Source organism: Methylobacterium sp. Leaf89, assembly GCF_001422215.1.
Taxonomy (GTDB): domain Bacteria; phylum Pseudomonadota; class Alphaproteobacteria; order Rhizobiales; family Beijerinckiaceae; genus Methylobacterium.
The window spans coordinates 384,715-410,989 of record NZ_LMML01000028.1 but is presented as its reverse complement, the minus strand read 5'-3'; the positions used below and the strand labels follow the sequence as shown (position 1 = coordinate 410,989).

The window sequence follows — 26,275 nt, the reverse complement described above, 5'->3', positions numbered from 1 at the left end:
CTGGCGGGTGCTCGCCGGGCCGCCGAGCCTGGAGAGCTGCAGCCGCGACGTCTACGCCCCGGGCCTCGCCCTGACGCCGGCGGCGGCCCTGCGCATCGCCTGCGCCGCCGCGGAGGCCTGCGCCCATCTCCACGCCCGCGGCATCCTGCACGGCGACCTCTACGGCCACAACATCCTGTGGGACGGCACGGACGGCGCCGCCGTCGTCAGCGATTTCGGCGCCGCCTCGACCCTGCCCGCGGGGCCGGCCGGCGCGGCCCTGCGCCGGATCGAGATGCGGGCCTGGGGGCTGCTCCTGGGCGAGCTCCTCACCCTCGCGGACATCGGCGCCGGCCCCTGGCGCGACCTGGAGCGGGCCTGCACGGGGCCCGACATCGCGGCGCGCCCGGACTTTTCGGATCTCCTCGCCCTTCTGCCGGCTGCGACGACGGGGGCCGGCCGCGACGACTGATGTGCGGAAAGCACAGGCGCCGCCCGGCGCAAGTCCCGGCGGGCCGAACCCGCGCCCCGGCCCGAAGCGGCCCCGATTTCGTCACGGTGGCCCGCCAGGGACCGCAGCCGGAATCAAGGGATGACGGGGATCATGAAGGCATTTACTTCCGCGTTGCTGCTCCTCGGCGCCCTCGCGGCCCCGCAGGCCGCGATGGCCGCGAGCAAGACCACGGTGGGCGTCGGCACCGGCGCGGTGGCGGGCGCCCTGGTGGGCGGACCGGTGGGGGCGGTCGTGGGCGGCATCGTCGGCGGCTATATCGGCGCCACCGCCGAGAGCCCCCGCCCGCGCCGCCGCCGGGTGCGCGCCGCCCGGCGGGCCGCGGTCGCCCCGCCCAAGCTGCGGGTGGCCGAGGAGCGCGCCGCGCCGGTCCGCCCCGCCGCCCCGGCCGCCACCGGCAGCCTCGCCCCGGTCACCACCGCCCCCGCCGCGACCACCTGGCAGAACCCGCGCTAGCGGTTGTCCGGGATTCGGGGAAACCGGTTCTTCCGAAAAGACCAACGACCGGACAGGACTCGAGGGTCTGTCGGGTTCAGGATGAGCCTGACAGACTCCCGGGGGACGGCCTTCGAGGCCCGGGACGCGCCCCGGCCGACCGTCCGCTCTTGGGGCGCACCGCCATGACGCCGGACATTGGCCGTCCGATCGAGCGGTGCTCGCTCAGGGCGCGGGAGCGTGGGCGGGACGGGATGGGCCTCAGGCCGCCTCGCCCGAGGCCTGAACCCGCGCGCCGCCGAACACGACCGCCTGCCGCAACGGCGCTCGCGACAGGCCGTAGATCAGGCGTGGCTCCGCCGGCGCGCTGACCGCCTCCAACGCGGCGCGATGCTCCGCGGCGAGCACGACATCGAGCGCAGCGATGTTGTCGGCCACCTGCGCCGGTCGGCTCACGCCCATCAGCGTCGCGGTCACACCCGGTCGCCCCATCACCCAGGCGAGCGCCACGCGCGCCGGCGATTGCCCGATGGCCTCCGCCACCCGGCGCACCGCTTCGACGATGGTCCAGTTGCGCGGCGTGAACAGGCTGTCGCCGAACGGATTGGCCCCATCGAGCCGCTTGTCGCCGGCGGGACGCGCCTCGCCCGACGCCGCCGCATCCCTCGGCAGGCCGCCCGCGCGGGGTCCGGCCGCTTCCACCGTCGCGCGGTCGTACGTGCCGCTCAGCAGCCCGTAGGCGAGCGGCGACCACGGCACCACGCCCAGGCCGAATGCGGCGGCGAGCGGGATGTGCTCGTCCTCCACGTCCCGGTTCACGAGGGCGTAGAAGTACTGCAGGGCGATCGGCCCCGGCAGCCCGCGTCGTGCGGCCAGCGTCGCGAGCGTGGCAACGTACCAGGCGGGCGTGTTCGACACGCCCCAATAGCGAACCTTCCCGGCGCGCACGAGACCGGCCATCGTCTCCAGCAACTCCTCGGCCGGCGTGACCCCGTCCCACACATGCACCCAGTAGAGGTCGACGTAGTCGGTTCGCAGACGGCGCAGCGAGCCTTCCAGCGCCGCGTGGACGTGCTTGGCACCGTTGCCGCCCGCATGCGGACCGTTGCCCGTCGCGAACCCCGACTTGGTCGCGAGGACGATCCCGTCCCGCACGCCGGACGCGCGGATGAAGCGCCCGAGCATCGCCTCGCCCTCGCCCCCGGCATACACGTCGGCCGTGTCCACGAAGTTGCCGCCCCGCTCCCGATAGGCGTCGAACACGGCGCGGCTGCCGGCCTCGTCCAGCCCCCAGCGCGCCGTCCCGAAGGTCATGGTGCCGAGCGCGAGGGGACTAACCGCCAAGCCGGAGCGGCCGAGCGTACGGTAATGCGTGAGGTCCATTGTTGCATATCCTTGCTGCTATCACCCAGGATAAGGCCACCGGCCCAGGGGGATTAGCCGGATTCATCGGCAAGGTTCTGTGAGTGGAATTCAGCAATGCGACGAGGCACACTCGATGATCTCGCGGCCTTCGCGGCGGTCGCGCGCACCTGCAGCTTCACGCGTGCGGCGGCGGAACTCGGCCTGTCGCCCTCGGCGCTCAGCCACGCCGTCCGCGGGCTGGAGGAACGGCTCGGGGTTCGGCTGCTGGCGCGCACCACGCGCAGCGTCGCGCCGACGCCGGCGGGCGAGCGGCTCGTGCGGTCGCTGGCCCCGGCGCTGGCGGAGATCGAAGGCGGCCTTGCAGCCCTCGCCGACTGGCGCGGTGCGCCGTCCGGTGCGCTTCGGCTGACGACCTTCTCCTCGGCCGCACGCCGCGTGCTCGAGCCGGCCCTGCCGCGCTTCCTCCTCGACCATCCGGCCGTCTCGGTCGAGGTCGTCATCGACGATCGCCTGGCCGACATCGTCGCGGACCGGTTCGACGCCGGCATCCGCTTCGGCGAGTCGGTGGAGCGGGACATGGTGGCGGTGCGGCTGGGGCCGGACCTGCGCACGGTGGTGGTCGGCACGCCCGCCTATTTCGCGCGCCATCCGCGGCCCGAGACGCCGGCCGACCTGGACGCGCACAACTGCGTCAACTACCGACTGGTCGGCGGCGGGGGATTGCTGCCGTGGGAGTTCGCGCGCGACGGCCAGGAGGTGCGCGTGCGGGCCAAGGGGCAGCTCATCGTCAACGATGCGGACCTGTCGGGGGCCGCGGTGCGGGCCGGGGCCGGGCTCGGCTACATGCTGGAGGAGGACGTGGCCGCCGACCTCGCGGCGGGCCGCCTCGTGCAGGTTCTGGCGGACTGGTGCACGCCCTTCCCCGGCTACCACCTCTACCATCCGAGCCGGCAGGCGACGCCGACGCTTCGCGCCCTGATCGACGCCCTGCGTCGGCCCGAAGCCTGACCGGCCGGGGTCCGGCGCGACGCGGGTGTCCTCGCGACCGCTTCGTCGCGATCTCGCCACAGGGCGCTCCGCCGGCCTTCCGGCCGCCGGAGCGCGGGGCGGGCCGACGAGGTCCGGCCCGACCCGGACCGGACCGGGCGTCAGGCGCCGCCCACCCGGGCGGCCGCCCCGCGGCCCCCGTCACCCCCTCAGGCGCCGCCCCACTGCATGGTCAGGCCGCCGTCGACCACCAGGGTGTGGCCGGTGACGTAGTCGGCATCGTCCGAGGCGAGGTAGAGGATCGCCTTGGCGATCTCGTCGGGCTGGCCGGCCCGGTGCCACGGGATGCGCTCCAGGGACTGGGCGAGCTTGTCCGGGTTCTCGAAGCGGTCGGCGGTCATCGGCGTCTCGATCAGGCCGGGCGCCACGTTGTTGACGTTGATCCGATCCTCGGCGAGCTCCCGCGCCAGGCTGCGGCACAGCGAGCCGACGCCCGCCTTCGACATGCCGTAGGGGGCACTCTCCGGGGTGGGCAGGTGCTGGGCCACCGAGGAGACGATGACGATCTTGCCGCGCCCGCCCTGGGCCCGGCGGACCTTGATGAAGGCCCGGGCGCAGAAGACCGGGGCCATCAGGTTGACGCGCAGGATCTGCTCGAGCTTGCCGTCGTCCATCTCGGCCACCGGCATGCCGCTCATCGCCTGGCCGGCATTGTTCACCAGGATGTCGAGCACGCCGAGATCCTGCGCGACCTGCGCGAAGGTCGCCGCCACCGAGGCCGGATCGCCGACATCGTTCTGGATCACCAGGCAGCGGCGGCCCGCCGCCTCGACCCGGCGCGCGGTCTCGCGGGCACCGTCCGCGTCGGTGTTGTAGGTGATCGCCACGTCGGCGCCCTGGCGGGCGAACAGCTCGGCCGTCGCCTGTCCGATTCCCGAATCCGCGCCCGTGATCAGCGCGCGTTTGCCTTCCAGCGTCATGTGAGCCCGTCTCCTCGCACCGTTCGAATCGATGCGGGGACAAGGGACCGGCGCCCGGCCCTGTTCCGGGCCGCGACGCCGGATCACGGGCGCCCGTGCGGGCGTGCGCCCCTCAGGTGACGACGCTCGGCGCGGCGCGGCCGGTGAGCGCGGCGATGTCGGCCAGCGCGTTGGCCACCGCCACCACCGGGGCCAGCACCTCCGCCACCGGCAATTCGAGCCGATCTGGGGCGGCTTCGTAGCGCTCGATATAGACCCGCAGGGTCGCCCCCGCCGTGCCGGTGCCGGAGAGGCGGTAGACCACCCGGGCGTCCTCCGCGAAGGTGACGCGCACGCCCTGCTGCTCGGTGACGGAGCCGTCGACGGGATCGACGTAGCGGAAGTCGTCCGCCGCCGCGACGGTGAGGCCGCCGAGCTTGCTGCCCGGCAGCGTGGCGAGCTTGGCCCGCAGGCCCTCCATCAGGCCCTTGGCGGCCTCCGCATCGATCTCCTCGTAATCGTGTCGGGTGTAGTAGTCGCGCCCGAACGCGGCCCAGTGCCCCCGCACGACGTCCTGGGCCGGCTTGCCCGTGACCGCCAGGATGTTCAGCCAGATCAGCACGGCCCAGAGCCCGTCCTTCTCGCGGACGTGGTTCGAGCCGGTGCCGGCGCTCTCCTCGCCGCAGAGGGTGATGAGGCCGGCATCGAGCAGGTTGCCGAAGAACTTCCAGCCGGTGGGGGTCTCGTAGGCCGCGATGCCGAGCGACGCCGCCACCCGATCCAGAGCCCGGCTCGTCGGCATCGAGCGGGCGACGCCCGCGAGCCCCTGAGCGTAGCCGGGGGCGAGGTGGGCGTGGGCGGCCAGGATCGCCAGGCTGTCGCTCGGGGTCACGAACAGGCCGGGGGCCACGATCATGTTGCGGTCGCCGTCGCCGTCCGAGGCCGCGCCGAGGTTCGGCGCGTCGGCGCTCAGCATCAGCTCGTAGAGGTCGTGGGCGTGGACCGGGTTCGGGTCCGGGTGGTGGCCGCCGAAATCCTCCCGCGGCGTGCCGTTGAGGACGGTGCCCGGCTCGGCGCCGAACACGCCCTCCAGGATGGCGTGGGCGTAGGGGCCGGTGACCGCGCTCATGGCGTCGAAGCGCATGCGGAAGCCGCCGGCGAACAGGCGCGTGATCGCGTCGAAGTCGATGAGTTCGCGCATCAGCGCGAGGTAGTCGGCGACGGGGTCGATCACCGCGACGGTCATGTCGCCGATCCGGGTCTCGCCGATCGTGTCGAGGTCGAGGTCGGGCCCGGCGACGATCCGGTATTCGGTCAGCGCCTTGGTGCGCGCGTGGATCGCCGCCGTGACGCTTTCGGGGGCCGGGCCGCCATTGGCGGTGTTGAACTTGATGCCGAAATCGCCCTCGGGGCCACCCGGGTTGTGGCTCGCCGACAGGATGATGCCGCCGATGGCGCCGTGCTTGCGGATGACGCAGGAGGCGGCCGGGGTCGAGAGCAGGCCGCCCTGGCCCACCAGCACGCGGGCGAAGCCGTTGGCGGCGGCGATCCTCAGGGTGGTCTGGACCACCTGGCGGTTCAGGAAGCGCCCGTCGCCGCCGAGCACCAGGGTGGCGCCCGCCCGATCGGGAATGCAGTCGACGATCGCCTGGACGAAGTTCTCGACGTAATGCGCCTGCTGGAAGACCGGCACCTTCTTGCGCAGGCCGGACGTGCCCGGCTTCTGGTCGTCGTAGGGCGTCGTCGGGACGGTCGTTGCGGACATCGTTCAAGCACTCCTGAATCGCCGCGCTCAAGAACGCGGTTTGCCGCTGCGGGTCAATCGGCGCCGGCCCGCAGGGGAGCCGGCCTTCGGGGCAAGCTTCGCGCCGATGGGGGGCGACCACGCACGCTTCGGACAGCGTCGCGGACGGGGATGGTCTTCAGAGAGCGATGACAACGCCAGCGTTCCCGAAGCACATCCGCCTTGCCGCGTCGCGGATTCCATGCTTCCTGGATCTCGGCCAGGTGGGTGAGTGTCGAGCCAGGATCCCCGCAAGGATTCGTACGTCCGGTTCAAATCCGGACCCCGGCCTCCATCCTGCACGACCGCCCCCCCGCGGCACGTCTTTGAGGTTCGCCCTCCCCCCCCAAGGGCGGACGACCGGGCCTGAACGCCGGCCGCCGCAACGCCCCTTGCCGACGTCGCCTTCCGCAGTCTCGTCCCGACGCTGGGCAGCGGGATGAATCCCGGTCCTGAGACGTGTTGCCCCGGGAACGATCCCAAACGGTCAAGATTTGTCCTTCACGAATTCGCGTGTGAGGACCGTGCATGGAATGCCCCCAGGATGTCAGCCTGCGCGCTGACGGGTCGAGCGCGACCGAGGTCCGCCCGGAGGCCGACGACATCCTGCTGGCGCCCCTCGCCGACATCCCGCGCATCAACCTGCGTGAGGCGGGCGAGCCCTGGGACAAGCGTCGCCACGCCGGCAAGGCCCTGCGCGAGGCGGTGCCGCACGCCGCCCACGCGGCCTGGACGCCGCCCGCCCACCGGCCCGACCCCGTCGCGCTGATCGAGGCGGCGCATGAGGGGCGCCAGGCGCACCTCATCCCGCTCCGGGTCGCCCGCATGGCGAGCTCGCCCTTCGCCTTCCTGCGCGGGGCCGCCCACGTCATGGCCTGGGACCTCGCCCACACCCCGCGCAGCGGCATCGCGGTGGTGATGAACGGCGACGCGCACCTGGCCAATTTCGGCCTGTTCGGCACGCCCCAGCGCGACATCGTCCTCGACCTCAACGACTTCGACGAGGTCACGATCGGCCCCTGGGAATGGGACCTGAAGCGCCTCGCCGCCAGCATCGAGGTGGCGGCGCGCACCGACGGGGTCGCCAAGGCCGAGCGCCGCGAGGCCGCCCTCGCGGCGGTGGCGGGCTACCAGCACACCATGACCGAGCTGGCGCCGCAGGGGCCCCTCGACGTCTGGCACCAGGCGGCCCGGGCCGACCAGCTCGACTTCGCCGGGCTCACCATCGACGCCCATTCCGAGGCGGTCATCGCCAAGGCGGTGGAGAAGGCGCGCAAGAAGCACAACAAGAGCCTGCTCGCCCGGGTCGGCGAGCGCCGCACCGACGGCGGCTGGCGCTTCAAGGCGGCGCCCCCGATCCTCACGAGCGTCGATGCCGAGACCCGCGAGGCGGTGATCGGCGGGCTGGAGCACTATGCCGAGACCCTGCCGCGCGAGCGCCGGTTCATGCTCAGCCGCTACCACGTGGTGGACGTCGCCCACCGGGTCGTCGGGGTCGGCAGCGTCGGCACCCGCGCCTACGTGGCGCTCCTGTGCGGGAATTCCGACCAGGACGTCCTCTTCCTCCAGGTCAAGGAGGCGGTGACGCCGGCCCATGCCCCCTACCTCGCGGGCATGCCGGACGCCTACGGCGACCACGAGGGCGAGCGGGTGATCTACGGCCAGCGCCTGCTCCAGGCGGTGGGCGACCCGCTGCTGGGCTGGACCACCATCGAGGGCCGGCCGTTCTACGTGCGCCAGATGAAGAACATGAAGGGTGACATCCCCGTGGCCGGCCTCACCGGCCAGCCGCTGATCTACTTCTCCTGGGCCTACGGCGCCCTGCTGGCGCGGGCGCATGCCCGCACCGGGGATGCGGCGGCCATCGCGGGCTATTGCGGCCGCGACCGCCAGTGCGACCTGCGCGAGGCCCTGGCCGACTGGGCCCTGGCCTACGGCGACCAGAACGAGGCCGACTTCGCCGCCTTCCAGGCCGCCATCGCGCAGGGCCGCCTGGAGGCGGCGCCCGACCCGGAGATGTGATCCACAGGCCTGCGACAAACTGGGGACGGCGGGCGAAAGAACGGAGCCCGGACCCTCCGGCCGCGTTTCCCGAGTCCTCTTCTCGAGCCGGGCAGCGCACACCCCAGATGGCAAAACGCAGGACCGCGTCGTCTTCCGCTTCGACCGCGACGGCCGAGGGATCGGCCGAGCAAATGGCCGGGGGATCGGCCAAGGAAACGGGCAAGAAAACGGTCGAGCGGCCGATCAAGACGTCGCCCCAGGGGCAGCGTGCCAAGGCGGCACCGAAACCCGCCTCCCGCAAGGCCTCGGGGACACCGGCCGAGACGGTTTCCGACGCCGCATCCGGCAAGGGGGCCGGCAAGGAATCTGGGAAGGGGACCGGTGCGGGCCGTCCGGCCGCGGCGCCGGCGCAGGCCGCCCCGGCCGGCCCCGAGATCGTGGCGCCCCTGGTGCCCACCGGTGCCCTGGCGGTCGCCCTCCTGGACCTGACGCGGACCGGCAAGCCCCTGATCCACATGGCCCGCGAGAGCCACCGGCTCGACGTCATCGCCAAGATCCTGCGCGCCCTGTCGCCCGAGCGCAGCGTCGCGATCTACCCCGAATGGGACTGCCTGCCCTACGACAGGGCGTCGCCCTCGCGCGGGGTGATGGGCGCGCGCACCGGCGTGCTGCGCTGGCTCACCGACACCGCGGCCCTGCCCGACATCGTCCTCACCACCGCCCCCGCCCTGATCCAGCGCGTGCCCCCGGCCGAGACCTGGGCGCAGGCGCGCCTGGAGGTCCGGGTCGGCGACGCCCTCGATCCCTCCGCCGTCTCCGCCTTCCTGCAGCGGCTGGGCTACATCCTCGACGACCGGGTCGACGAGCCCGGCGAGGTCGCGGTCTGGGGCCGGACCGTGGACGTCTTCCCGGCCGCCGCCGACCGCCCCTGCCGCATCGAGTACGAGGAGGGCCGGGTCACCGCGATCCGCTCCTACGATCCGGTCTCGCAGCGCTCGCTGGCCGATGCCGACCTGCTCGTCATCGACCCCGCCACGGAGATCCTCCTGCCCGAGGGCTCGGAGAGCCGGCTCGCGCCCTTCACCGGCCAGGAACACGGCCTCGCCCGGTTCTACCCGTCCCTCGTCACCGTCCTCGATCAGGTGCCCGACGCGCGCCTCGTGGTCGAGGACGGGGCGGAGGAGCGGGCGCAGGCCTTCTTCGAGCAGATCGCCGAAGGCCGCGAGGCCGCGGCCCGGTCCCGGCGCGGCGGGGCCGAGGATGGCGGCCTCTATCTCAGCCCCGCGGATTGGGCGGCCCAGCTCGCGGCGCGCCGGGTCGCCGAGGCCGAGGCGGAGGGCGCCGAGGACCTCACCATGCCGGCCTTCGTGCGCAAGGCCCGGCCGAACACGGCCCTGGCCGAGACCCTGCGCGAGCGCCTGAAGGCGGGCGACCGCATCCTCCTCACGGGACCGGCCGAGCCCCTGGCGCGCCTCGTCCGCATCGCCGAACGGGCGCTGGGCCGCAAGGCCCGGACGGTCCGGGCCTGGGCCGAGGCCGTCGCGGCCAAGCCCGGCGCGCTCCTCAGCCTGGAGGCCCCGATCGAGGCGGGCTTCCGGGTGCCCGGCGAGGGGGTGGCGGTGGTCGCCGCCGCCGACCTCTTCGGCGCCCGTGCCGCCACCGTGGCGGCCGGGGGCCCGAGCGCCATCCTGCCCATCGGCGAGATCGAGCTGCGCATCGGCGACGTCGCCGTGGACCGCGACAACGGGCTCTGCGTGTTCGAGGGCCTGGAGGCGGTGAGCACCGGCGAGGGCGGGAGCGAGGACGCCCTGCGCCTGCGCTTTGCCGGCGACGGCATCCTGATGGTGCCGGTCTCGCAGGCCGACCGGATCTGGCGCTACGGCTCCGAGGTGGAGGCCGTGACCCTCGACAAGCTGGAGGGCGGAAGCTGGGGACGCCGCCGCCTCGAGGCGGAGGCCTGCATGGCCCGGGCCGCCCGGGTGATGCTGGCGGACGCCGAGAAGCGCCGGACGATCCGGGCGCCGGTCCTGGTGCCGCGGGAGCGCGAGATGGAGCGCTTCGCCGCCGGCTTCGGCTTCGCCCTGACCGCCGACCAGGCGGCGGCGGTGAGCGGCGTGATGGCGGACCTGGCCTCCGGCCGGCCGATGGACCGCCTCGTCTGTGGCGATGTCGGCTTCGGCAAGACCGAGGTCGCCCTGCGGGCCGCCGCCGCGGCGGTGTTCGCCGGCAAGCAGGTGGCGATCGTCGCCCCGACCACGGTGCTGGCGCGCCAGCACGTGCAGACCTTCACCCGGCGCTTCGCCCGCTTCGGCCTCGAGGTCGCCCACCTCTCCCGCCTCGTCTCGGCCGCGGAGGCCAAGCGGGTGAAGGCGGGGCTGGCCGACGGCACGATCCGCCTCGTGGTCGGCACGCACTGCCTCGCGGCCAAGGGCGTGGGCTTCGCCGATCTCGGCCTGATGGTCATCGACGAGGAGCAGCGCTTCGGCGCCAAGATCAAGCAGGGGCTGCGGGAGGCGGCGGGGGACGGCCACGTGCTCACCCTCACCGCGACCCCGATCCCCCGCACCCTGCAGAGCGCGCTGGTGGGGCTCCAGAGCCTCAGCGTCATCGCCACGCCGCCCTCCGTGCGCCAGCCCATCCGCACCGTGATCGGGCCCTTCGAGGACGAGGCGATGCGGGACGCCCTCACGCGCGAGCACCGGCGCGGCGGCCAGAGCTTCGTGGTCTGCCCGCGCATCGAGGACATCGCCCCCATGGCGGCGCGCCTCGCCAAGCTGGTGCCGGACCTGCAGACCCGGGTGGCCCATGGCGGGCTCAACGCCGCCGAGATGGACGACGTGATGGTGCGCTTCGCCGACGGCGAGGGCGACGTGCTGCTCGCCACCAGCATCATCGAGAGCGGGCTCGACGTGCCGCGCGCCAACACCATGCTGGTCTGGGATGCCGAGCGCTTCGGCCTGTCGCAGCTGCACCAGCTGCGCGGCCGGGTCGGGCGCGGCCAGCGCCGCGGCGTGGTCTACCTGCTGAGCCGCCCCGACCGGCCGCTGACGCCCGCCACGGAAAAGCGCCTGCGGACGCTGGAGGCCCTCGACCGCCTGGGCGCGGGCTTCGCCATCAGCGCCCGGGACCTCGACCTGCGCGGGGCGGGCGACCTCGTCGGCGAGAATCAGGCCGGCCACGTCAAGCTCATCGGGCTCGGGCTCTACCAGCACCTGCTGCACCTGGCCCTGCGCGCCGCCAAGGGCGAGCCCGCCGAGGACTGGAACCCGGAGATCCGGCTGGGCCTGTCGGGCGCCGTGCCGGCCGACTACGTGCCCGAGCCGGAGGTGCGGCTCAGCCTCTACACCCGCACCCTGCGCCTCGCGAACCCGGAGGAGGTGGAGGCCCTGCGCAGCGAGGTGGTCGACCGCTTCGGCCCGCCGCCCGCCGCCTTCGAGGACCTGATCGCCCTGGCCCGGCTCCGGGTCGGCTGCCTCGGGCTCGGCATCCACCGCCTCAGCGGCGGACCGCAGGGGCTGGCCGCCGACCTGCGGCCGAACGCGCCGCCCCTGCCGGTGCCCGCCCACGCCCATATCGTGCGCAAGGACAACCGGGTGCTCCTGCGCCAGGGCAGCGACGACCCGGCGACGCGCGGGCGCCTCGCCGCCGCCTTCCTGGAGCGCCTGGCGGCGCAGGGCGAGCGCCCGGCACCCGCCCTCGCGGCGGCGGCCTGACGGGCCGCCGCACGAGGCCGTGAGGCACGGAACGGCCGGCGGCGGGGCCGATTGACGAGGGCGTGGGGGCGCCCAGCGGCGCTCCCGGACGCCAGACGCGACCCGATGCCCGAGACCCGCTGCCCATGACCGACCTGTCCCGCCGAAGCCTCCTGGCCGCCACCGCCGCCGGGGGCTCCCTCCTCACCGTGGCCGGCGCGCAGGCTCAGCCCGCGGCACCCGGGGCGCAGAGCCCGATCCGGGGCAAGGACGGCGCCTCGATCCTGGGGCCCCGCAACCCGGCCCGGGAGGCGCAGGACCCCTTCACCCTGCGCCCGCCCCGGACCGACCACGGCACGATGCCGAACCTGAAATGGTCCTTCGCCGACAGCCACATGCGCCTCGAGGAGGGGGGCTGGGCCCGGCAGACGACGATCCGCGAACTGCCGGTGTCGAAGGCGATGGCGGGGGTGAACATGCGGCTCGGCGCCGGGGTGGTGCGCGAGATGCACTGGCACAAGGAGGCCGAGTGGGCCTACATGCTGAAGGGCCGGGCCCGGATCACCGCGGTGGACGCGCAGGGGCGGACCTTCGCGGACGATGTCGGCGCGGGCGACCTCTGGTACTTCCCCTCGGGCATCCCGCACGCGATCCAGGGCCTGTCCGCCGACGGCGTCGACGGCTGCGAGTTCCTGCTGGTCTTCGACGATGGCGGGTTCTCGGAGGATTCCACCTTCCTCCTGACCGACTGGATGGCGCATACGCCGAGGGACATCCTGGCCAAGAATTTCGGCCTGCCGGAGAGCGCCTTCGCGGGCGTGCCGGAGAAGGAACTCTACATCTTCCCGGGGCCGATGCCCGGCCCCCTCGACGCGGACCGGATGGGCGGCAGCGGCCCGGTGCCGGAGCCCTTCAGCCACCGGATGCTGGCCCAGGCCCCCCTCAGCCTGCCGGGCGGCACCGTGCGCATCACCGATTCCTCGGTGTTCAAGGCCTCGAAGACCATCGCGGCCGCCCTGGTGGAGCTGGAGCCCGGAGCCATCCGCGAGCTGCACTGGCACCCGAACGGCGACGAGTGGCAGTTCTACATCGCGGGCCAGGGCCGCATGACGGTGTTCGGCTCGGAATCGAAGGCCCGCACCTTCGACTACCAGGCCGGCGACGTCGGCTACGTCCCCTTCGCCATGGGCCACTACATCGAGAACACCGGCCCGACGCCCCTGACCTTCCTGGAGATGTTCCGCAGCCCGACCTACGCGGACATCTCCCTGCGCCAGTGGCTCGCCCTCACCCCGCACGCCCTGGTGGCGGCGCACACCCACCTCAATCCGGCGGATCTCGACCGCCTGCCGGCGGTCAAGGCGCCGGTGCTGCCGGGCTGAGCCGCATCAACTCCCGGGCTTCCTCACCGCCGCGGCGACGTCCACGGGCTTCGGCAGCAGGCCGAGGCGGTGGAAGGTGTCTGCGACACGCTGCTGGTCGGCGGTGGTCTCGGCGTTCAGCGGCGTGACCCCGTAGGTGAGGCGGCGCAGGGCCACCGTGAGAATCGGCGCCGGGATGCCGACGGAGGGGGCGAGTTCGGCCGCCACCGCGTCGGTGTTGTCCTTGGCCCAGGCGTCGATCGCGCCGATGGCGGCGAGCGTCGCGTCGAGGGCCGGGCCGTGCGCGGCGGCGAAGGCGCGGGTCGAGAGGTAGAACTGGCGGTTCGGCACGAGGCCGGTGCCGTCGGCGAGGATGCGACCGCCGGTGCTGCGCTCGCCCGAGGCGAGGTAGGGGTCCCAGATCGCCCAGGCGTCCACGGCGCCCCGCGCGAAGGCGGCCGCCCCGTCGGCCGGCGCCAGGAAGGTCGGCGTCACCGCCTCGTAGGGCACCCCCGCCTGCTCCAGGGCCCGGACCAGGAAGTAATGGACGTTCGAGCCCTTGTTCAGGGCGATCTTCTTGCCGCGGAGGTCCGCGACCGTGCGGATCGGGCCGTCCTGGGCCACCAGGATCGCCTCGCCCTTGGGTGCTGCGGGCTCGTGGCCGACATAGAGCAGGTCCGGGTTGGCGGCCTGGGCGAAGATCGGGGGGGCCTCGCCGGCCGAGCCGAGATCGACGGCCCCGGCATTCAGCGCCTCCATCAGGGGCGGCCCCGAGGGGAACTCGGCCCAGGTGACGCGGTAGCCGAGCGGCTTCAGGCGCTGCTCCAGCAGGCCCTTGCCCTTGAGCAGCACCAGGGTGCCGTATTTCTGGTAGCCGATGCGGATCACCTTCTCGTCCGCGCGGGCGTGCAGGACGCCGAAGGTCAGCACGGCCAGGGCGGCGAGCAGGATCCCGGCGCGGCGGGTGCCGTCGGAGCGGAGCGCGAGCGCGCGGGTGGCGGCGGGCATGGGACTGTCCTCTGGGCTGGGGGTGCGGTGGAGCGCCGGGTAGCCTCTCTCCCCGCCTGCGGCGACTCGGATTTCCACCTGTCGGCACGACGCGGCCCTCCTCCCCCTCGTGGGGAGGAGTGGGAGGTGGGGGTGGCTCCGCCAGCCTCGGCCGGCTGAGGGTCACCCGCCCCCCACTCCTCACCTCTCCCCACAAGGGGGAGAGGGACGCGCCGAGCTTGCAGAGGCGGATGCGTGAATACGGTAGCCGCCTGCGGGGCGAGGAGCGCGGACACCGCGTCGTGCCCGCGATGAGCGGCGGCGACGCCGAGGAGGCGCCTTCGACGTCAGCGCCTCAATGGGCCGCGATGCGGCGGCTCGGCACGATGTCGTTGGCGATGACCTCGCCGAACGGGCCGTTGTTGCGGGCGTTCGTGGGCGCGACGCCGGTGGTGGCGCGCAAGGGCAGCTTGGGGAAGACCAGCTCGGCGAAGCGGTAGGCCTCCTCCAGGTGCGGGTAGCCCGACAGGATGAAGCGGTCGATCCCGAGGTCGATGTACTCCTTCATCCGGTCGGCGACCTGATCGGCCGAGCCGACCAGGGCGGTGCCGGCGCCGCCGCGCACCAGGCCGACGCCGGCCCAGAGGTTCGGCGAGACCTCGAGCTTGGTGCGGTCGCCCCCGTGCAGGGCCATCATCCGGCTCTGGCCGACGGAATCCTGGCGCTTCAGGGTGGCCTGCGCCTTGGCGATGGTCGCGTCGTCGAGGCGCGAGATCAAGCTCTCGGCCGCGGCCCAGGCCTCGCCCTCGGTCTCCCGCACGATGACGTGCAGGCGGATGCCGTAGGAGAAGGTTTTTCCTTTCCGGTCGGCCGCTTCGCGGGCCTTGGCGATCTTCTCGGCGACGCCCGCCGGGGGCTCGCCCCAGGTGAGGTAGACCTCGCAATGCTCGGCCGCGACCTCGATGCCGGCCGGCGACGAGCCGCCGAAGTAGAGCGGCGGATAGGGCGTCTGCACCGGCGGGAAGATCACCCGGCCCTCCTCCACCCGGAGGTGCTTGCCTGCGTAGCTGACCGTCTCGCCGGCCATCAGCCCGCGCCAGATGTGCAGGAACTCGTCCGTCACGACGTAGCGCTCGTCATGGTCGAGGAAGACGCCGTCGCCGCGCAGCTCCACCGGGTCGCCGCCCGTGACGACGTTGATGAGCAGGCGCCCGTCCGAGATCCGGTCGAGGGTCGCGGCCATGCGGGCGGCCATGGACGGCTCCTGCAGGCCGGGGCGCACGGCCACGAGGAAGCGCAGCCGCTTCGTCAGGGGCGCCAGCGCCGAGGCCACCACCCAGGAATCCTCGCAGGAGCGCCCGGTGGGCAGGAGCACGCCGTAATAGCCGAGCTCGTCCGCGGCCTGGGCGATCTGGCGCAGATAGGCGAGCGAGACGTCGCGGGCGCCCTCCTGGGCGCCGAGGTAGCGGCCGTCGCCGTGGGTCGGGAGGAACCAGAGAACGTCGGTCTGACCGGTCATAGGAAATCTTTCTTGGACGGGGAGGCGGCGCTCAGGACGGCGCGCGCTCGGACAACAGGTGATCGAGGATGCGGCCTTCCAGGGCCGCGAGGTCGGCATCGCCCCGCCGGCGCGGGCGCGGCACGTCCACGGCGACGTCGAGGGCGATGCGGCCGGCCTCCACCACGAGGATGCGGTCGGCCATCGCCACGGCCTCGGCGACGTCGTGGGTGACGAGGATCGCGGTGAAGCCCTGCGCCCGCCAGATCCGCTCGATCATCGCCTGCATGTCGATGCGGGTCAGGGCGTCGAGGGCGCCCAGGGGCTCGTCGAGGGCGAGCAGCCCCGGGCGGCTGACGAGGGCGCGGGCGAGCGCCACCCGCTGGCGCTGGCCGCCCGACAGGGTCGCGGGCCAGTTGCCGGCCTTCTCGGAGAGGCCAACCTCGGCCAGCGCCGCCTGCGCCCTGGCGCGGCGCTCGGCCTTGCGGCCGCCCTCGCCGAGGCCCACCGCCACGTTGTCCACGACCCGGGCCCAGGGCAGCAGGCGCGGCTCCTGGAACATGATGCGCTTCGGGGGCGTGCGCACGGCGCCCGACTCGAGGGCGATGCGGCCGGCGCTCGGCTGCTCCAGGCCGAGGATCAGGCGCAGCAGGGTGCTCTTGCCGCAGCCCGAGCGTCCGACCACGGCCACGAACTGCCCGGCCGGGATGTGCAGGTCGAGGCCCTCGATCACCGTGTGGCCGTCGAAGTCCTTCCGCAGGTCGCGCAGGGTGACGCCGATGCCCGTGGCGGAGGGCGGCGCGGCGCGGGCCGGCGCCTTCGGGGCGGCGACCCCGCGGGGTTTCGGATCGCGGATCGGGGAATCCTCGGGGACGCGGAGGGCGGTGGCGAGCATGGGACGGACCGTCGAAGGGGAGATGAGGATTTCGGGAGGAGAGCCGCCGCCGCGTCACGCGTTCCGGTAGGCCGGGTTCCAGGCCAGGAACCGGCGCTCCAGCAGGCGGGTGACCGCGTCGGCGGCCTTGCCGAGGCCGGCATAGATCACGATCGCCAGCACCACGACGTCCACCAGCATGAACTCGCGGGCCTGCATCGCCATGTAGCCGAGGCCCGAGGAGGCCGAGATCGTCTCGGCCACGATGAGCGTCAGCCACATGATGCCCAGCGCGTAGCGCAGGCCCACGAAGATCGAGGGCAGCGCGCCGGGCAGGACCACGCGGGTGAAGAGCGTGGTGGGCGACATGCCGTAGACCCGGCCCATCTCCACGAGCTGCGGGTCCACCGAGCGGATGCCGTGCAGGGTGTTGGCGTAGACGGGGAAGAACACCCCGATCGCCACGAGGAAGAGCTTGGCCTCCTCGTCGATGCCGAACCACAGGATCACCAGGGGGATCAGCGACAGGTGCGGGATGTTGCGGATCATCTGCAGCGTCGTGTCGGTGAGGCGCTCGGACAGGCGCGACAGGCCGTTGGCGAGGCCGAGGGCGAAGCCGATGCCGCCGCCGATGAGGAAGCCGACGGCCGCCCGGGCGAAGCTGATCGAGAGGTTGGTCCAGAGCTCGCCGCTGCGCGCCGCCTCCCAGCCCGCCGCGACGACCCCCGAGGGGGCCGGCATGAACCGGGTGGAGACGAGGCCCGTCGAGGCGGCGACCTGCCAGCCGAGCAGGATCACGGCGGGCACGAGCCAGGGCGTCAGGCGCTCGAGGGTGCGGGTGGTGAGGGACGTGGTCATTCTGCGGTCAGCCCTTGCTCGCCGGGGGAGCCGGCGGCGTCCACACGGCATCGCGGACGCGGATGGGGTTGGCGATCAGGCCCAGGGCCTGGAAGCGGTCGGCCACGCGCTGCTGGCCGGCGATGACCGCCTCGGTGAGCGGCGCGATGACGTAGACGCTGCGGTCGACGGCGCGCTGCGTCGCGTCGAGGGGCACGCCGGTGCCCTTCGACAGCAGGGCGGCCACTTCCGGGCGATGCGCCTCGCACCAGGCGGCCACCTCGGCGAGAGCGCCGACCGCCGCCTGGACCACGGGGGCGTTGCCTTGCGTGAAGTCGCGGTTGCCCAGGAAGAAGTTGGTGGGCTTCTCGATCTCGGCGGCGCTTGCCAGGATGCGGGTGCCGGGCTGGCGCTCGGCGATGGCGAAGTACGGGTCCCAGATCGCCCAGGCGTCCACGGCGCCCCGCGCGAAGGCCGCCGCCGCATCCGCCGGCGCCAGGGTCACGGGCTCGATGTCCGTGTAGGCCAGCCCCGCCTTCTCCAGGGCGCGGACGACGAGGTAGTGGGCGCTCGAGCCCTTGGCGAAGGCGACGCGCTTGCCCTTGAGGTCGGCGAGCGTCCCGAGGGGCGACCCCTGCGGCACCAGGATCGCCTCGCCGGAGCCGCCGGCATCCTGGGCTGCGACGTACAGGAGGGAATTGCCGGCCGCCTGGGCGAAGACCGGGGGGGGCGCGCCGGTCTGGCCGAAATCGATGGCGCCGACGCCGAGGGCCTCGAGGACGGGGGGACCGAACGAGAACTCGGTCCAGCGCACGGACACGCCCAGCGGCTTCAGCGCCCGCTCGATGGCGCCCTGCTGCTTGGCGACGACGAGGATGCCGTTCTTCTGGTAGCCGATCCGGAAGGTGCCGGCCTCCCCGGCCCGGGACGGGGCGGGCAGGCCCGCCGCCAGGGCGCCGGCGAGGAGGGTGCGTCGGGAGAGCATCGGCGGGGCGCCTTCAGCCGGCGCTGGCGAAGGCGGCGACCGGGGCCTCCGGCGCGGCGATCCGGGCGGCCCGGGCCTGGAGCAGGTCCGCGAGCTGGCTCGCGGCGTCGGCGATGCGGGCCTTCACGCCGTCGTCGACGAGGACGCCGTCGCGAAAATCCGCGTCGGAGCCGTAGACCGCGCTCGGGATGGTGTGGGCGCTGAAGAACCCGAAGAGCGGGCGTAAGGAATGCTCGACCACGAGCGCGTGGCGCGGGCCGCCGCCGGTGGCCGAGAGGATCACGGGCTTGCCCACGAGGGCGGCCGGGTCGACGAAGTCGAACAGGTGCTTGAACAGGCCCGTATAGGCGCCCTTGTAGACCGGCGAGCCGACGATGAGCGCGTCGGCGCCCTCGATGGCCTCGACGATGCGGCGGGCCGGCAGCGGCAGCAGGTCCCGCGACCAGGCGGCCCCGAGGCCCGTGCCGGCATCCACCATGTCGAACAGGCGGATCTCGGCCCGCAGGTGCGTGCCCACCGCCTCGGCGAGGGACTCGGCCAGCGCCCGGGTCTTCGAGGGGCGCTGGAGATTGGCGGTGAAGCCGACGATGCGGGGCAGCGACATAGGGTGACTTTCGTGGACGCCAAAGATCTCCAGACGTGACGGCGCCATCGCTCAAGACGAGCGCTGGCCAACTCTGGACATTCGAGAGATCTGTGCTCTGTGAACCGGGCTCTGCCACGGGTTTTCCGTGACGTCGTTCTGACGAAAACGTGCCCGTTGCACACACGAGAATCAATGAAACGTTCTTTTGAATGCGTGCCACGGCGGAGAGGATCTCTCCGGACTGCGCGCCCCCGGGAGATGATCCCGTTCGACAGGCATTATCATGCCGAGAATTTCGTCATAGCGAGACTTTCACCGCCGGACGGCGTCGGGCCTCGTCCGCGCGGGACGGCGCCCGGGATCGCGTCTCAGACGACGGCGTCGTCGAGCACGCCCTGCAGCACGACCCGGCGGAACGCCGCCAGGAGGTCGGCATCGAGCTTGGGCACCATGCCCTGCATCAGGGCATGGGCCTCCCCGTGGGGCAGCGGATCGCGATAGGGGCGCCGCTCGGTCAGGGCCGAGTGGATGTCGCAGATGGTGACGAGGCGCACGAGATCGGGAATCGCCGCCCCCGCGAGGCCGTCGGGATAGCCGCTGCCGTCGAGCATCTCGTGGTGCGAGCGCACCACGGCGAGGGTCGCGGCGTCGAATCCGCCCTGGGCGGCGAGGAGGTCGGCGCCGACGGCCGGATGGGTGCGCATCACCGCCATCTCCTCCGCGGTGAGGCGGCCGGGCTTGTTCAGGATCGCCAGGGGGATCTTCGCCTTGCCGACATCGTGCAGGAGGGCGGCCTGGGCCAGGCGCTTCTGGTCGGCGCGGGCGAGCCGCAGGCCGGCCCCGAACGCGGCGGCGTAGCCGGCGACGCTGAGGGAGTGCTGGTAGAGCTGCTGGTCGTGGCTCTGGATGACGTCGAGCCAGGTGCGGATGCCGGAATCGGAGACGGCTGCCAGGATCAGCTCCGTGCCGGCATCGACCCCCTCCGCGCTCACGGGACGGCCGGCCTCGGCCGCCTCGAAGGCGCCCGCCACCAGGCCGACGGCGGCCCGCGCCCGCTCGGCGATGTCCCGGACCTTCCGGATGGGGGCGGCTACGGCGCTCCGGCGGGCGGCCTGCCAGGCGTCCACGAGGGCGAAGAGGGTGGCGAGGACCGCCGTGCGGGGTGCATCCGCCGGCAGGGTGCGGGTGGCGACGGCGGCTCGGCCGCGCGCGGCGGGGGGCCGGTTGGTGAGCTCCAGGCTCGCGATCCGGGCGCCGTGGAGCCGGACGATCCAGGCGGCGGCGAGGCGCGCGTCGCCGGTGATGTCGACCACGGCGACGAGGGGCAGCACCGCCGGCAGGGCCTCGCGGGGCTCGATGCAACGGCAGGCGAGCACGTTCTCGACGGCGCGGCAGAGCAGGGCCGCCAGTTGCGGCCTGTCCGAAACGATGAGAACGGAATTGTCCTGGGTCACGAGCGGGTCCGTCAACCTGGTGCGCGGTCCGGCTTCCGAGCCCGACCCTCAACATTTGACACGAAATCATTATCGAACAATTCACGACAAAGCATCAGGCAGTCGTGGTGCCCCGTCTACGTGGTCTCCGCGAATGAGCGACGGGTGTCAGTGCCTGAGACATCCCGTTTCGGCACAGGTCAGGCGGCGCAGGCGCGCCGAGAGCTTGTCAACCTCTCGATGCGAGCGCCGCCGGCGGGGGTCCGTGCGGGTGGATGCGCCGGCGACGACGGGCGGCACGGGAGCCGGCGCACCACGCCGCCGCCGGGCGGCGCCCCCGCACGACGCCCCCCCGCCGGGACGGCCGCACGGCGTGTGGGCCGGCAGCCATCGGCGGTCGTGGACTTTTGCGGCGCGGTCGCGCACCTCGTGCCCGCCCGACTCGGATGCGGGCGGCGGGCGGCGATGACGGAGAACGGGCGATGAACCGGCGTGAGGCGGTGGCGGCGGCCCTGGCGCAGGCGGCGCCGCGCCTGCCCGATTTCGAGACCGAGGCGGTGATCGACCGCGCCCTGGCGAGCCCGGGCCTGCGCAACGCGCGCCCGGACAACGCGGCCTGGCTCGCCCTCGTGGCCTATGCCCGCCACGTCTTCACCGAATACGACGACCTTCTCGCGGAGGGCTACGACCGCGACAGCGCCCGCCACTTCGTCCTCGACGACCTCAACGCCGCCCTCGCCGCCTGGGGCTCGCGCCGCCGGGTGTCGGAAGAGGAGGACGAAGCCCCGTGAGCCCGATCACGGTCGCGTGGGCTCCGGTGCTGGGTTGCATCCGGACGGGTTGCACCGCGCCGGCGCGAACGGCATCGTCCCGCCGCGCCGGCCCATCCGTCCGGGCCGGGCCAAGGGGAGGGAACCCATCGTCATGAAGATCAGCGCACGCAACGTCCTCAAGGGCAAGGTCGTCTCGGTCGAGAAGGGGGCCACCACGGCCCATGTGAAGATCGAGATCGCCGGCGGCCAGCTGGTCACCGCCTCGATCACCAACGAATCCGTCGACAGCCTGAAGCTGACCGTGGGCGGCGAGGCCTATGCCGTGGTGAAGTCGTCCGACGTCCTGGTGGCGGTGGATTGAGGACGATGCGCCGGCTCGCCGCGATCGCGCTCTCCGCCGCTCTCCTGGCGCCGTCCGCCGGCCGGGGGCAGGCGCAGCCCGCCGGCGAGACCGGCGCGTCGCCGCCCGCGGACCCGGCGGCCTGCACGCAGTTCGACTGGTCGCTCCTGCGCGAGCAGGCCTGGTTCTCGGCCGCGAGCCTGCCGCGGGTGGAATCCGGCGGCACCCTGCCGGCTGCGATGCCGGCCGCGATCCTCGCCCTGAAGCCGCAGGAGGCGGTCGCCCCGCCCGTCGCGCCCTCGCGGGCGCCGAAGCCCGGCTCCTATGGCGGCGTGCTGCACCTCGCGGCGCCCCTGGCCCCCGGCGCCTACCAGGTCACCCTGTCGGACCGGGCCTGGATCGACGTGAGCCAGGACGACCGGACCACGCGGCCCCCGACCGCCAGCACGATGCGCCCCGGCTGCCCGATGCTCGCCAAGAGCGTGCGGTTCCAGCTCGGCACCGCGCCGATCACCCTCCTGGTCAGCGGGGCGCCCGCCGACACGATCCGGATCGCCGTGGCGCCGGTGGAATAGGGCGGCACCGCGGACCCTCGACGGGGCGATCCCCGATGGACTAGCGTGGGCGTGAACCGCGAACCTTCGCCTCAGACGATCCTCGGCGCCCCGCCCGGCGGGGACGCGATCCCGGGAGCCCTCCGCTGACCCTTCGCCTCCGCCTCGCGACGTTCCTGCTCCTCGGCTCCTGTCTCGGCCTGCCCGCTGCGGCCCAGGACCGGGGCAGCGTCAACCCGAAGCCCCTGCCGCCGCTTGCCAACCCGGACGCGCCGGACACGCCGGCCAAAGCCCTGTTCGGCCGCGCCACCACCCCGGCCCCCGGCCCCGCCCAGGCCTACGGCTCCTATGCCAAGGGCTGCTTCTCGGGCGGCGAGGCGCTGGCCGTGGACGGGCCGACCTGGCAGGTGATGCGCCTGTCGCGCAACCGGATGTGGGGTACCCCGCCCCTCGTCGACTTCCTGGAGCGCCTGGCCGCCAAGGCGCCCCGCATCGGCTGGAACGGCCTCCTCGTCGGCGACATGTCCCAGCCGCGCGGCGGGCCGATGCTGACCGGCCACGCCTCGCACCAGCTCGGCCTCGACGCCGACATCTGGCTGACCCCGATGCCGGACCACCGCATGAGCCGGCTCGAGCGCGAGGAGACCTCCGCCACCAACGTGGTCCGCCCCGACCGCCTCGACATCGACCCGCAGGTCTGGACCCCCGAGCACCTCAAGCTGATCCGGATGACGGCGCAGGAGCGCGAGGTGGCGCGCATCTTCGTCAACCCGGCGATCAAGAAGGCCCTGTGCCGCGAGGCCGGCGGCGACCGCGCCTGGCTCTCAAAGGTGCGGCCGATGTACGGGCACAACTATCACTACCACATCCGCCTCGCCTGTCCGGCGGGCCAGGACCAGTGCGGCGACCAGGCCCCGCCGCCCTCCGGCGACGGCTGCGGCGAGGAGCTGGCCTACTGGTTCAGCGACGCGATCATGAACCCGAAGCCCGCGACGAAGCCGCCGCGCCCGAAGCCGCCGATGACGATGGCGGCCCTTCCCGCCGCCTGCCGGGCGGTGCTGAAGGCGCGCTGAGGACCTCTCCCGCCGCCCCCCACCGCGGGGGCGGCCAGCCGGACGACAGGACACCGATGGGCGAACGGATCACGATCACGGCCGGCGACGGCACGCAGGCGGTCATCGACGCCGACGGGGCCGAGCCCGTCTCCTGGCAGGTGGGCGACCGCGACTATCTCTGGAGCGGCGACCCCGCGCACTGGAACCGGCACGCGCCGTGGCTCTTTCCGGTGGTCGGCGCCTCCACCGACGGCACGATCCATGTGGGCGACGCGGCCTACCCGATGCCGCAGCACGGCTTCGCCCGCGACCTGCCCTTCACGGTGATCGAGCGGGCCGACGACAGCGTGAGCCTGCGCCTCACCGACAGCGCCGAGACGCGGGTGCACTACCCCTATGCCTTCCGCCTGGACATCACCGCCCGGGTCGGCCCCGGCCTGCTCGACCTCGAGATCTGGATCGAGAACACCGACACGGTGCCCCTGCCCTACGGGCTCGGCTTCCACCCGGCCTTCCCCTGGCCCTTCGCCGGCGGCGCCCGCGCGGCCGGGGGCGGCTACGCCGTCCGGTTCGAGCACCCGGAGCGCCCCTTCGCCCCCGAGGTCGGGGCGGGCGGCCTCCTCCTGCGCGACGAGCGGCCGATCCCCCTGGAGGGCGACACCCTGCCTCTCGATCCGGCGCTGTTCACCGAGGCCCTGGTCTTCCGGGATGCGGCGAGCAGCTGGATGCGCTTCACCGGCCCCGACGGCGCGGCGATCCGCCTGGCGGTGTCGGACTTCCCCCACCTCGCGGTCTGGACCAAGCCGACGGCCCCCTTCCTCTCGCTGGAATGCTGGACCGGCCATGCCGACTGGGACGGTTTCGCGGGCGACCTCACGGGCCGGGATTCGCAGCGCCTGCTGGCCCCGGGCGGACGGGCGCGCCACGGGGTCACCCTGTCGTTCGAGCAGGAGAGCCGGGCATGACGGAGACCGTCTTGGCCGCCACGTCCTCGGCGGAGGCTTTCTCGGCGGAGGCTTTCTCGGCGGAGGCCTGGGCGCGCAACGCGGCGGCCTACGAGGCCATCCGCACCATGCCGTTCAACGCCGAGCTCGCCGCCGGCACCCTCGGGCAGGCGCGCTTCATCCACTACATCGTGCAGGACGCGCACTACCTCGTGGGCTTCGGCCGGGCCCTGGCGCTGGCCGCCGCCAAGGCGCCGAACCCCGACCGGATGGTACAGTTCGCCCGGGCGGCCGAGACCGCCATCGTGGTGGAGCGCTCGCTCCACGGCGGCTTCTTCCGCGATTACGGCATCGACGCCGAGACCTTCGCGCAGACCCCGCTCTCGCCGCCCTGCGACCACTACGTCTCCTACCTCGTCGCCACCGCCTATGCGGAGCCCTACGAGGTGGTGCTCGGCGCGCTGCTGCCCTGCTTCTGGATCTATGCCGAAATCGGCCGGGACATCTTTTCCCGGGCGCGGGCCGACAATCCGTACCGCGCCTGGATCGACACTTATGCGGGCGAGGACTTCGCACAGGCGGTCGCCGCCATGATCGCGGCCACCGACGAGGCGGCCCGGGGCGCCTCGCCGGAGGTCCGGGCCCGGATGCACCGCGCCTACACCCAGGCCACCCGCCTCGAATACCTGTTCTGGGACGGAGCCTATCGCGGAGCGGCCTGGCCGGTCTGAGGCGAGGGGCTTCGCCCCATCAAACGGCCTGGAGCCGGGGTCCCCGGGCCTGGGCGGCCGGACGGGTCCGGTCGCGGAACCGGTCCCGGGCGGCGCGGGCCGCCTGCTCGACGCTGCGGTAGACCGTGCCGTCGAGGGGGGCGAAGGCGCGGCTCGACGCGAAGAAGCGCACGCCCCCGGGCTCCGGAACGGCGATCCCGGCGGTGATCTCGCCGATCTCGATGACCCGCGGCGGGGCGGGCTCGGCATGGAGGCGGTTGCGGGCGCGCTCCGCCCGGTGATCCACGAGGCTGGGGGCCGCGTGCAGGCGATTCAGCGCCCGCTCGGCCTCGATCTGAAGATGCGGCATGACAAGGACTCCGGTGGCCGGCGCGGGGCCGGCGCGAGACGAACGGTGGGACGCGAGGGGATGGTCAGCGTCGACAACGGCCGTGTTGGGACCGGAGACGCGGGGCATCGCCCCGCGGGAAGCATGCGTTGCAGACAGTCACGGCAAGTCATCCTTTCCGAGAAGGACCACGAGGCGCGAGCGCATCGCGGTGCTTTAGCGTTTGATGACGCGGCGCAAGCTACACACTTCAAATCACCGCGGCGCGGCGGCACCTCCAGGCATCGCCGAACGTCTTGAAGATGCTCATCCCGCTGCGTTTCGTCAACGGATCGATCTTCCGAATGCAGCACAGTCGTTAGCAGAAACGGCCCCGCTCGGCCTCCGGCGCGCGTGCTTCCTTCGCAGACCCGATCAAGCGGCGGCGATGACGCCGGCGAGGTCCCGGTAGTCGCGGAAGATCCGGGCCGCACCGGCCCGGGTCAGGTCCGCGGCCGCCGGGTCGTGGGTCCAGTGCCCGCCGCCGCTGAAGCCGACGACGCGCATGCCGGCGGCGCGGGCCGCCGTGACGCCGGGCACGCTGTCCTCGATGACGAGGCAGGCCGCGGGAGCGACCCCCATCGCGGCGGCGGCGTGGAGGAACAGGTCGGGCGCCGGCTTGCCCCGCGCCACCAGGGTCGAGGAGAAGATCCGCCCCTCGAACAGCGGGAGCAGCCCCGTCAGCCCCAGGGAGTGACGCAGGCGCACGGGGTCGCTGCTGGAGGCGACGCAGGAGGGCAGCCCGAGGGCGGCGACCGCCGCGGCGACGCCCGCGACCGCCCGGAGCTCCGAGTCGAAGGCGCGCAGCGTGTCCGCCTTCACGGCGTCGACGAAGCCCTCGGGCTCCGCGATTCCGTAATCCTGGGCGATGTGGCCCATGATCGAGACCATCGAGGTGCCGGCGAAGCGCGCCCGCACGGTCTCGACGTCGATGGGCACACCGATGCGGTTGAGGCCGGCGGTGAGGCGCGCCAGGCTGATCGGCTCGCTGTCCACGAGCACCCCGTCGCAATCGAAGATCACCAGCGCGAGGGGTGGGGCCGTCGCGCCGGGCGCGGGCACCGGATGGAGGAGCGTGGAGGCGTCGCGCATGGGGTTCGGTCGGGTCTCGGGTTGCGGATGGGCCCCGCGCCGCGCGGCCCCGTGCCCCGCATATGGCGCGATCGCGATCCCGCGCAAACCGCGACGCCCGGCCGAGCCACCGGTGGCTTGCGCCCGTCGGCGCGCCCTCCTAC

At 73.4% G+C, this 26,275-nt stretch carries 24 protein-coding genes and 1 tRNA gene; 13 read left to right on the top strand and 12 right to left on the bottom strand.

Features of this window, described 5'->3' with window-relative positions:
* Together ASF18_RS24745 and ASF18_RS13130 are read left to right on the top strand one after the other, a co-directional pair.
* A partial coding sequence (locus tag ASF18_RS24745) for a protein kinase (RefSeq protein WP_244472691.1) occupies nucleotides 1–451 on the top strand: 451 nt, incomplete at its 5' end.
* A gap of 120 nt (nucleotides 452–571) precedes the next feature.
* A complete protein-coding gene (locus ASF18_RS13130) occupies nucleotides 572–946 on the top strand; it encodes a hypothetical protein (RefSeq protein WP_200941355.1) in 375 nt (124 codons plus the stop codon).
* A 240-nt stretch (nucleotides 947–1,186) separates the two neighbouring features.
* On the opposite strand, the gene ASF18_RS13125 is transcribed toward ASF18_RS13130, so the two are convergent.
* On the bottom strand, nucleotides 1,187–2,308 hold the full coding sequence (locus ASF18_RS13125; protein WP_056352142.1) for an aldo/keto reductase: 1,122 nt from the start codon (nucleotides 2,306–2,308) through the stop codon (nucleotides 1,187–1,189).
* 96 nt (nucleotides 2,309–2,404) lie between these two features.
* Here ASF18_RS13125 and ASF18_RS13120 point away from each other — a divergent pair, with 96 nt between their 5' ends.
* On the top strand, nucleotides 2,405–3,298 hold the full coding sequence (locus ASF18_RS13120; RefSeq protein WP_056352139.1) for a LysR family transcriptional regulator: 894 nt from the start codon (nucleotides 2,405–2,407) through the stop codon (nucleotides 3,296–3,298).
* A 188-nt stretch (nucleotides 3,299–3,486) separates the two neighbouring features.
* On the opposite strand, the gene ASF18_RS13115 is transcribed toward ASF18_RS13120, so the two are convergent.
* A complete protein-coding gene (locus tag ASF18_RS13115; RefSeq protein WP_056352136.1) occupies nucleotides 3,487–4,257 on the bottom strand; it encodes a glucose 1-dehydrogenase in 771 nt (256 codons plus the stop codon).
* 112 nt (nucleotides 4,258–4,369) lie between these two features.
* Entirely contained in the window at nucleotides 4,370–6,001 is a 1,632-nt protein-coding gene (locus ASF18_RS13110; RefSeq protein ID WP_056352134.1) for an alpha-D-glucose phosphate-specific phosphoglucomutase, read from the bottom strand.
* A 236-nt stretch (nucleotides 6,002–6,237) separates the two neighbouring features.
* Between ASF18_RS13110 and ASF18_RS23720 the strand changes: the two genes are divergently transcribed.
* The 4 genes from ASF18_RS23720 to ASF18_RS13095 all read left to right on the top strand — a co-directional run bounded on the left by ASF18_RS23720 (nucleotide 6,238) and on the right by ASF18_RS13095 (nucleotide 13,097).
* Nucleotides 6,238–6,314 (top strand) — tRNA-OTHER (locus tag ASF18_RS23720).
* 233 nt (nucleotides 6,315–6,547) lie between these two features.
* The gene (locus ASF18_RS13105) at nucleotides 6,548–8,041 is read left to right on the top strand and encodes a DUF2252 domain-containing protein (protein ID WP_082487485.1); all 1,494 of its coding nucleotides are present in this window, start codon (nucleotides 6,548–6,550) and stop codon (nucleotides 8,039–8,041) included.
* Between the two features lie 173 nt (nucleotides 8,042–8,214).
* Nucleotides 8,215–11,736, top strand: coding sequence for a DEAD/DEAH box helicase (locus tag ASF18_RS13100; protein WP_244472690.1), 3,522 nt, complete (start codon nucleotides 8,215–8,217; stop codon nucleotides 11,734–11,736).
* Between the two features lie 125 nt (nucleotides 11,737–11,861).
* On the top strand, nucleotides 11,862–13,097 hold the full coding sequence (locus ASF18_RS13095) for an oxalate decarboxylase family bicupin (protein ID WP_056352131.1): 1,236 nt from the start codon (nucleotides 11,862–11,864) through the stop codon (nucleotides 13,095–13,097).
* 6 nt (nucleotides 13,098–13,103) lie between these two features.
* Here the strand turns inward: ASF18_RS13095 and ASF18_RS13090 are convergent, their stop codons facing one another.
* The 7 genes from ASF18_RS13090 to ASF18_RS13060 all read right to left on the bottom strand — a co-directional run bounded on the left by ASF18_RS13090 (nucleotide 13,104) and on the right by ASF18_RS13060 (nucleotide 20,312).
* Nucleotides 13,104–14,084 carry a sulfonate ABC transporter substrate-binding protein gene (locus tag ASF18_RS13090; protein ID WP_056211775.1) on the bottom strand — a complete coding sequence of 327 codons (981 nt, stop codon included), beginning with the start codon at nucleotides 14,082–14,084 and terminating at the stop codon, nucleotides 13,104–13,106.
* 334 nt (nucleotides 14,085–14,418) lie between these two features.
* Entirely contained in the window at nucleotides 14,419–15,582 is a 1,164-nt protein-coding gene (ssuD, locus tag ASF18_RS13085; RefSeq protein ID WP_056276019.1) for an FMNH2-dependent alkanesulfonate monooxygenase, read from the bottom strand.
* A gap of 31 nt (nucleotides 15,583–15,613) precedes the next feature.
* Entirely contained in the window at nucleotides 15,614–16,456 is an 843-nt protein-coding gene (locus ASF18_RS13080) for an ATP-binding cassette domain-containing protein (RefSeq protein ID WP_056352127.1), read from the bottom strand.
* Nucleotides 16,457–16,510: 54 nt separating this feature from the next.
* Nucleotides 16,511–17,293, bottom strand: coding sequence for an aliphatic sulfonate ABC transporter permease SsuC (gene ssuC, locus ASF18_RS13075; RefSeq protein WP_056352124.1), 783 nt, complete (start codon nucleotides 17,291–17,293; stop codon nucleotides 16,511–16,513).
* 7 nt (nucleotides 17,294–17,300) lie between these two features.
* Nucleotides 17,301–18,257 carry an aliphatic sulfonate ABC transporter substrate-binding protein gene (locus ASF18_RS13070; protein ID WP_056276026.1) on the bottom strand — a complete coding sequence of 319 codons (957 nt, stop codon included), beginning with the start codon at nucleotides 18,255–18,257 and terminating at the stop codon, nucleotides 17,301–17,303.
* A 13-nt stretch (nucleotides 18,258–18,270) separates the two neighbouring features.
* On the bottom strand, nucleotides 18,271–18,861 hold the full coding sequence (gene msuE / locus ASF18_RS13065; RefSeq protein ID WP_056211764.1) for an FMN reductase: 591 nt from the start codon (nucleotides 18,859–18,861) through the stop codon (nucleotides 18,271–18,273).
* A gap of 350 nt (nucleotides 18,862–19,211) precedes the next feature.
* Nucleotides 19,212–20,312 (bottom strand): HD domain-containing phosphohydrolase, encoded by a 1,101-nt coding sequence (locus tag ASF18_RS13060; protein WP_244472689.1) that lies wholly within the window; start codon nucleotides 20,310–20,312, stop codon nucleotides 19,212–19,214.
* 446 nt (nucleotides 20,313–20,758) lie between these two features.
* On the opposite strand from ASF18_RS13060, the gene ASF18_RS13055 reads away from it, so the two are divergent.
* The 6 genes from ASF18_RS13055 (at nucleotide 20,759) to ASF18_RS13030 (ending at nucleotide 24,673) form a co-directional block, all read left to right on the top strand.
* Nucleotides 20,759–21,067 (top strand): DUF2293 domain-containing protein, encoded by a 309-nt coding sequence (locus tag ASF18_RS13055; protein WP_056381971.1) that lies wholly within the window; start codon nucleotides 20,759–20,761, stop codon nucleotides 21,065–21,067.
* A 133-nt stretch (nucleotides 21,068–21,200) separates the two neighbouring features.
* On the top strand, nucleotides 21,201–21,410 hold the full coding sequence (locus ASF18_RS13050) for a TOBE domain-containing protein (RefSeq protein WP_055948660.1): 210 nt from the start codon (nucleotides 21,201–21,203) through the stop codon (nucleotides 21,408–21,410).
* A gap of 5 nt (nucleotides 21,411–21,415) precedes the next feature.
* Complete coding sequence (locus ASF18_RS13045; protein WP_056276029.1) at nucleotides 21,416–21,964, top strand: hypothetical protein; 549 nt, start codon at nucleotides 21,416–21,418, stop codon at nucleotides 21,962–21,964.
* Between the two features lie 125 nt (nucleotides 21,965–22,089).
* On the top strand, nucleotides 22,090–23,016 hold the full coding sequence (gene mepA / locus ASF18_RS13040) for a penicillin-insensitive murein endopeptidase (protein WP_056352121.1): 927 nt from the start codon (nucleotides 22,090–22,092) through the stop codon (nucleotides 23,014–23,016).
* 56 nt (nucleotides 23,017–23,072) lie between these two features.
* Nucleotides 23,073–23,963, top strand: a complete 891-nt coding sequence (locus ASF18_RS13035) for an aldose 1-epimerase family protein (protein WP_056352118.1) — start codon at nucleotides 23,073–23,075, stop codon at nucleotides 23,961–23,963.
* A complete protein-coding gene (locus ASF18_RS13030) occupies nucleotides 23,960–24,673 on the top strand; it encodes a TenA family protein (protein ID WP_056352116.1) in 714 nt (237 codons plus the stop codon). The genes ASF18_RS13035 and ASF18_RS13030 overlap by 4 nt, the downstream gene beginning before the upstream one ends.
* A gap of 19 nt (nucleotides 24,674–24,692) precedes the next feature.
* Here ASF18_RS13030 and ASF18_RS13025 read toward each other — a convergent pair whose 3' ends face one another.
* Together ASF18_RS13025 and ASF18_RS13020 are read right to left on the bottom strand one after the other, a co-directional pair.
* Nucleotides 24,693–25,022 carry a hypothetical protein gene (locus ASF18_RS13025; protein WP_056211753.1) on the bottom strand — a complete coding sequence of 110 codons (330 nt, stop codon included), beginning with the start codon at nucleotides 25,020–25,022 and terminating at the stop codon, nucleotides 24,693–24,695.
* Between the two features lie 393 nt (nucleotides 25,023–25,415).
* Complete coding sequence (locus ASF18_RS13020) at nucleotides 25,416–26,132, bottom strand: HAD-IA family hydrolase (RefSeq protein WP_056352113.1); 717 nt, start codon at nucleotides 26,130–26,132, stop codon at nucleotides 25,416–25,418.
* Nucleotides 26,133–26,275: the final 143 nt, after the last annotated feature.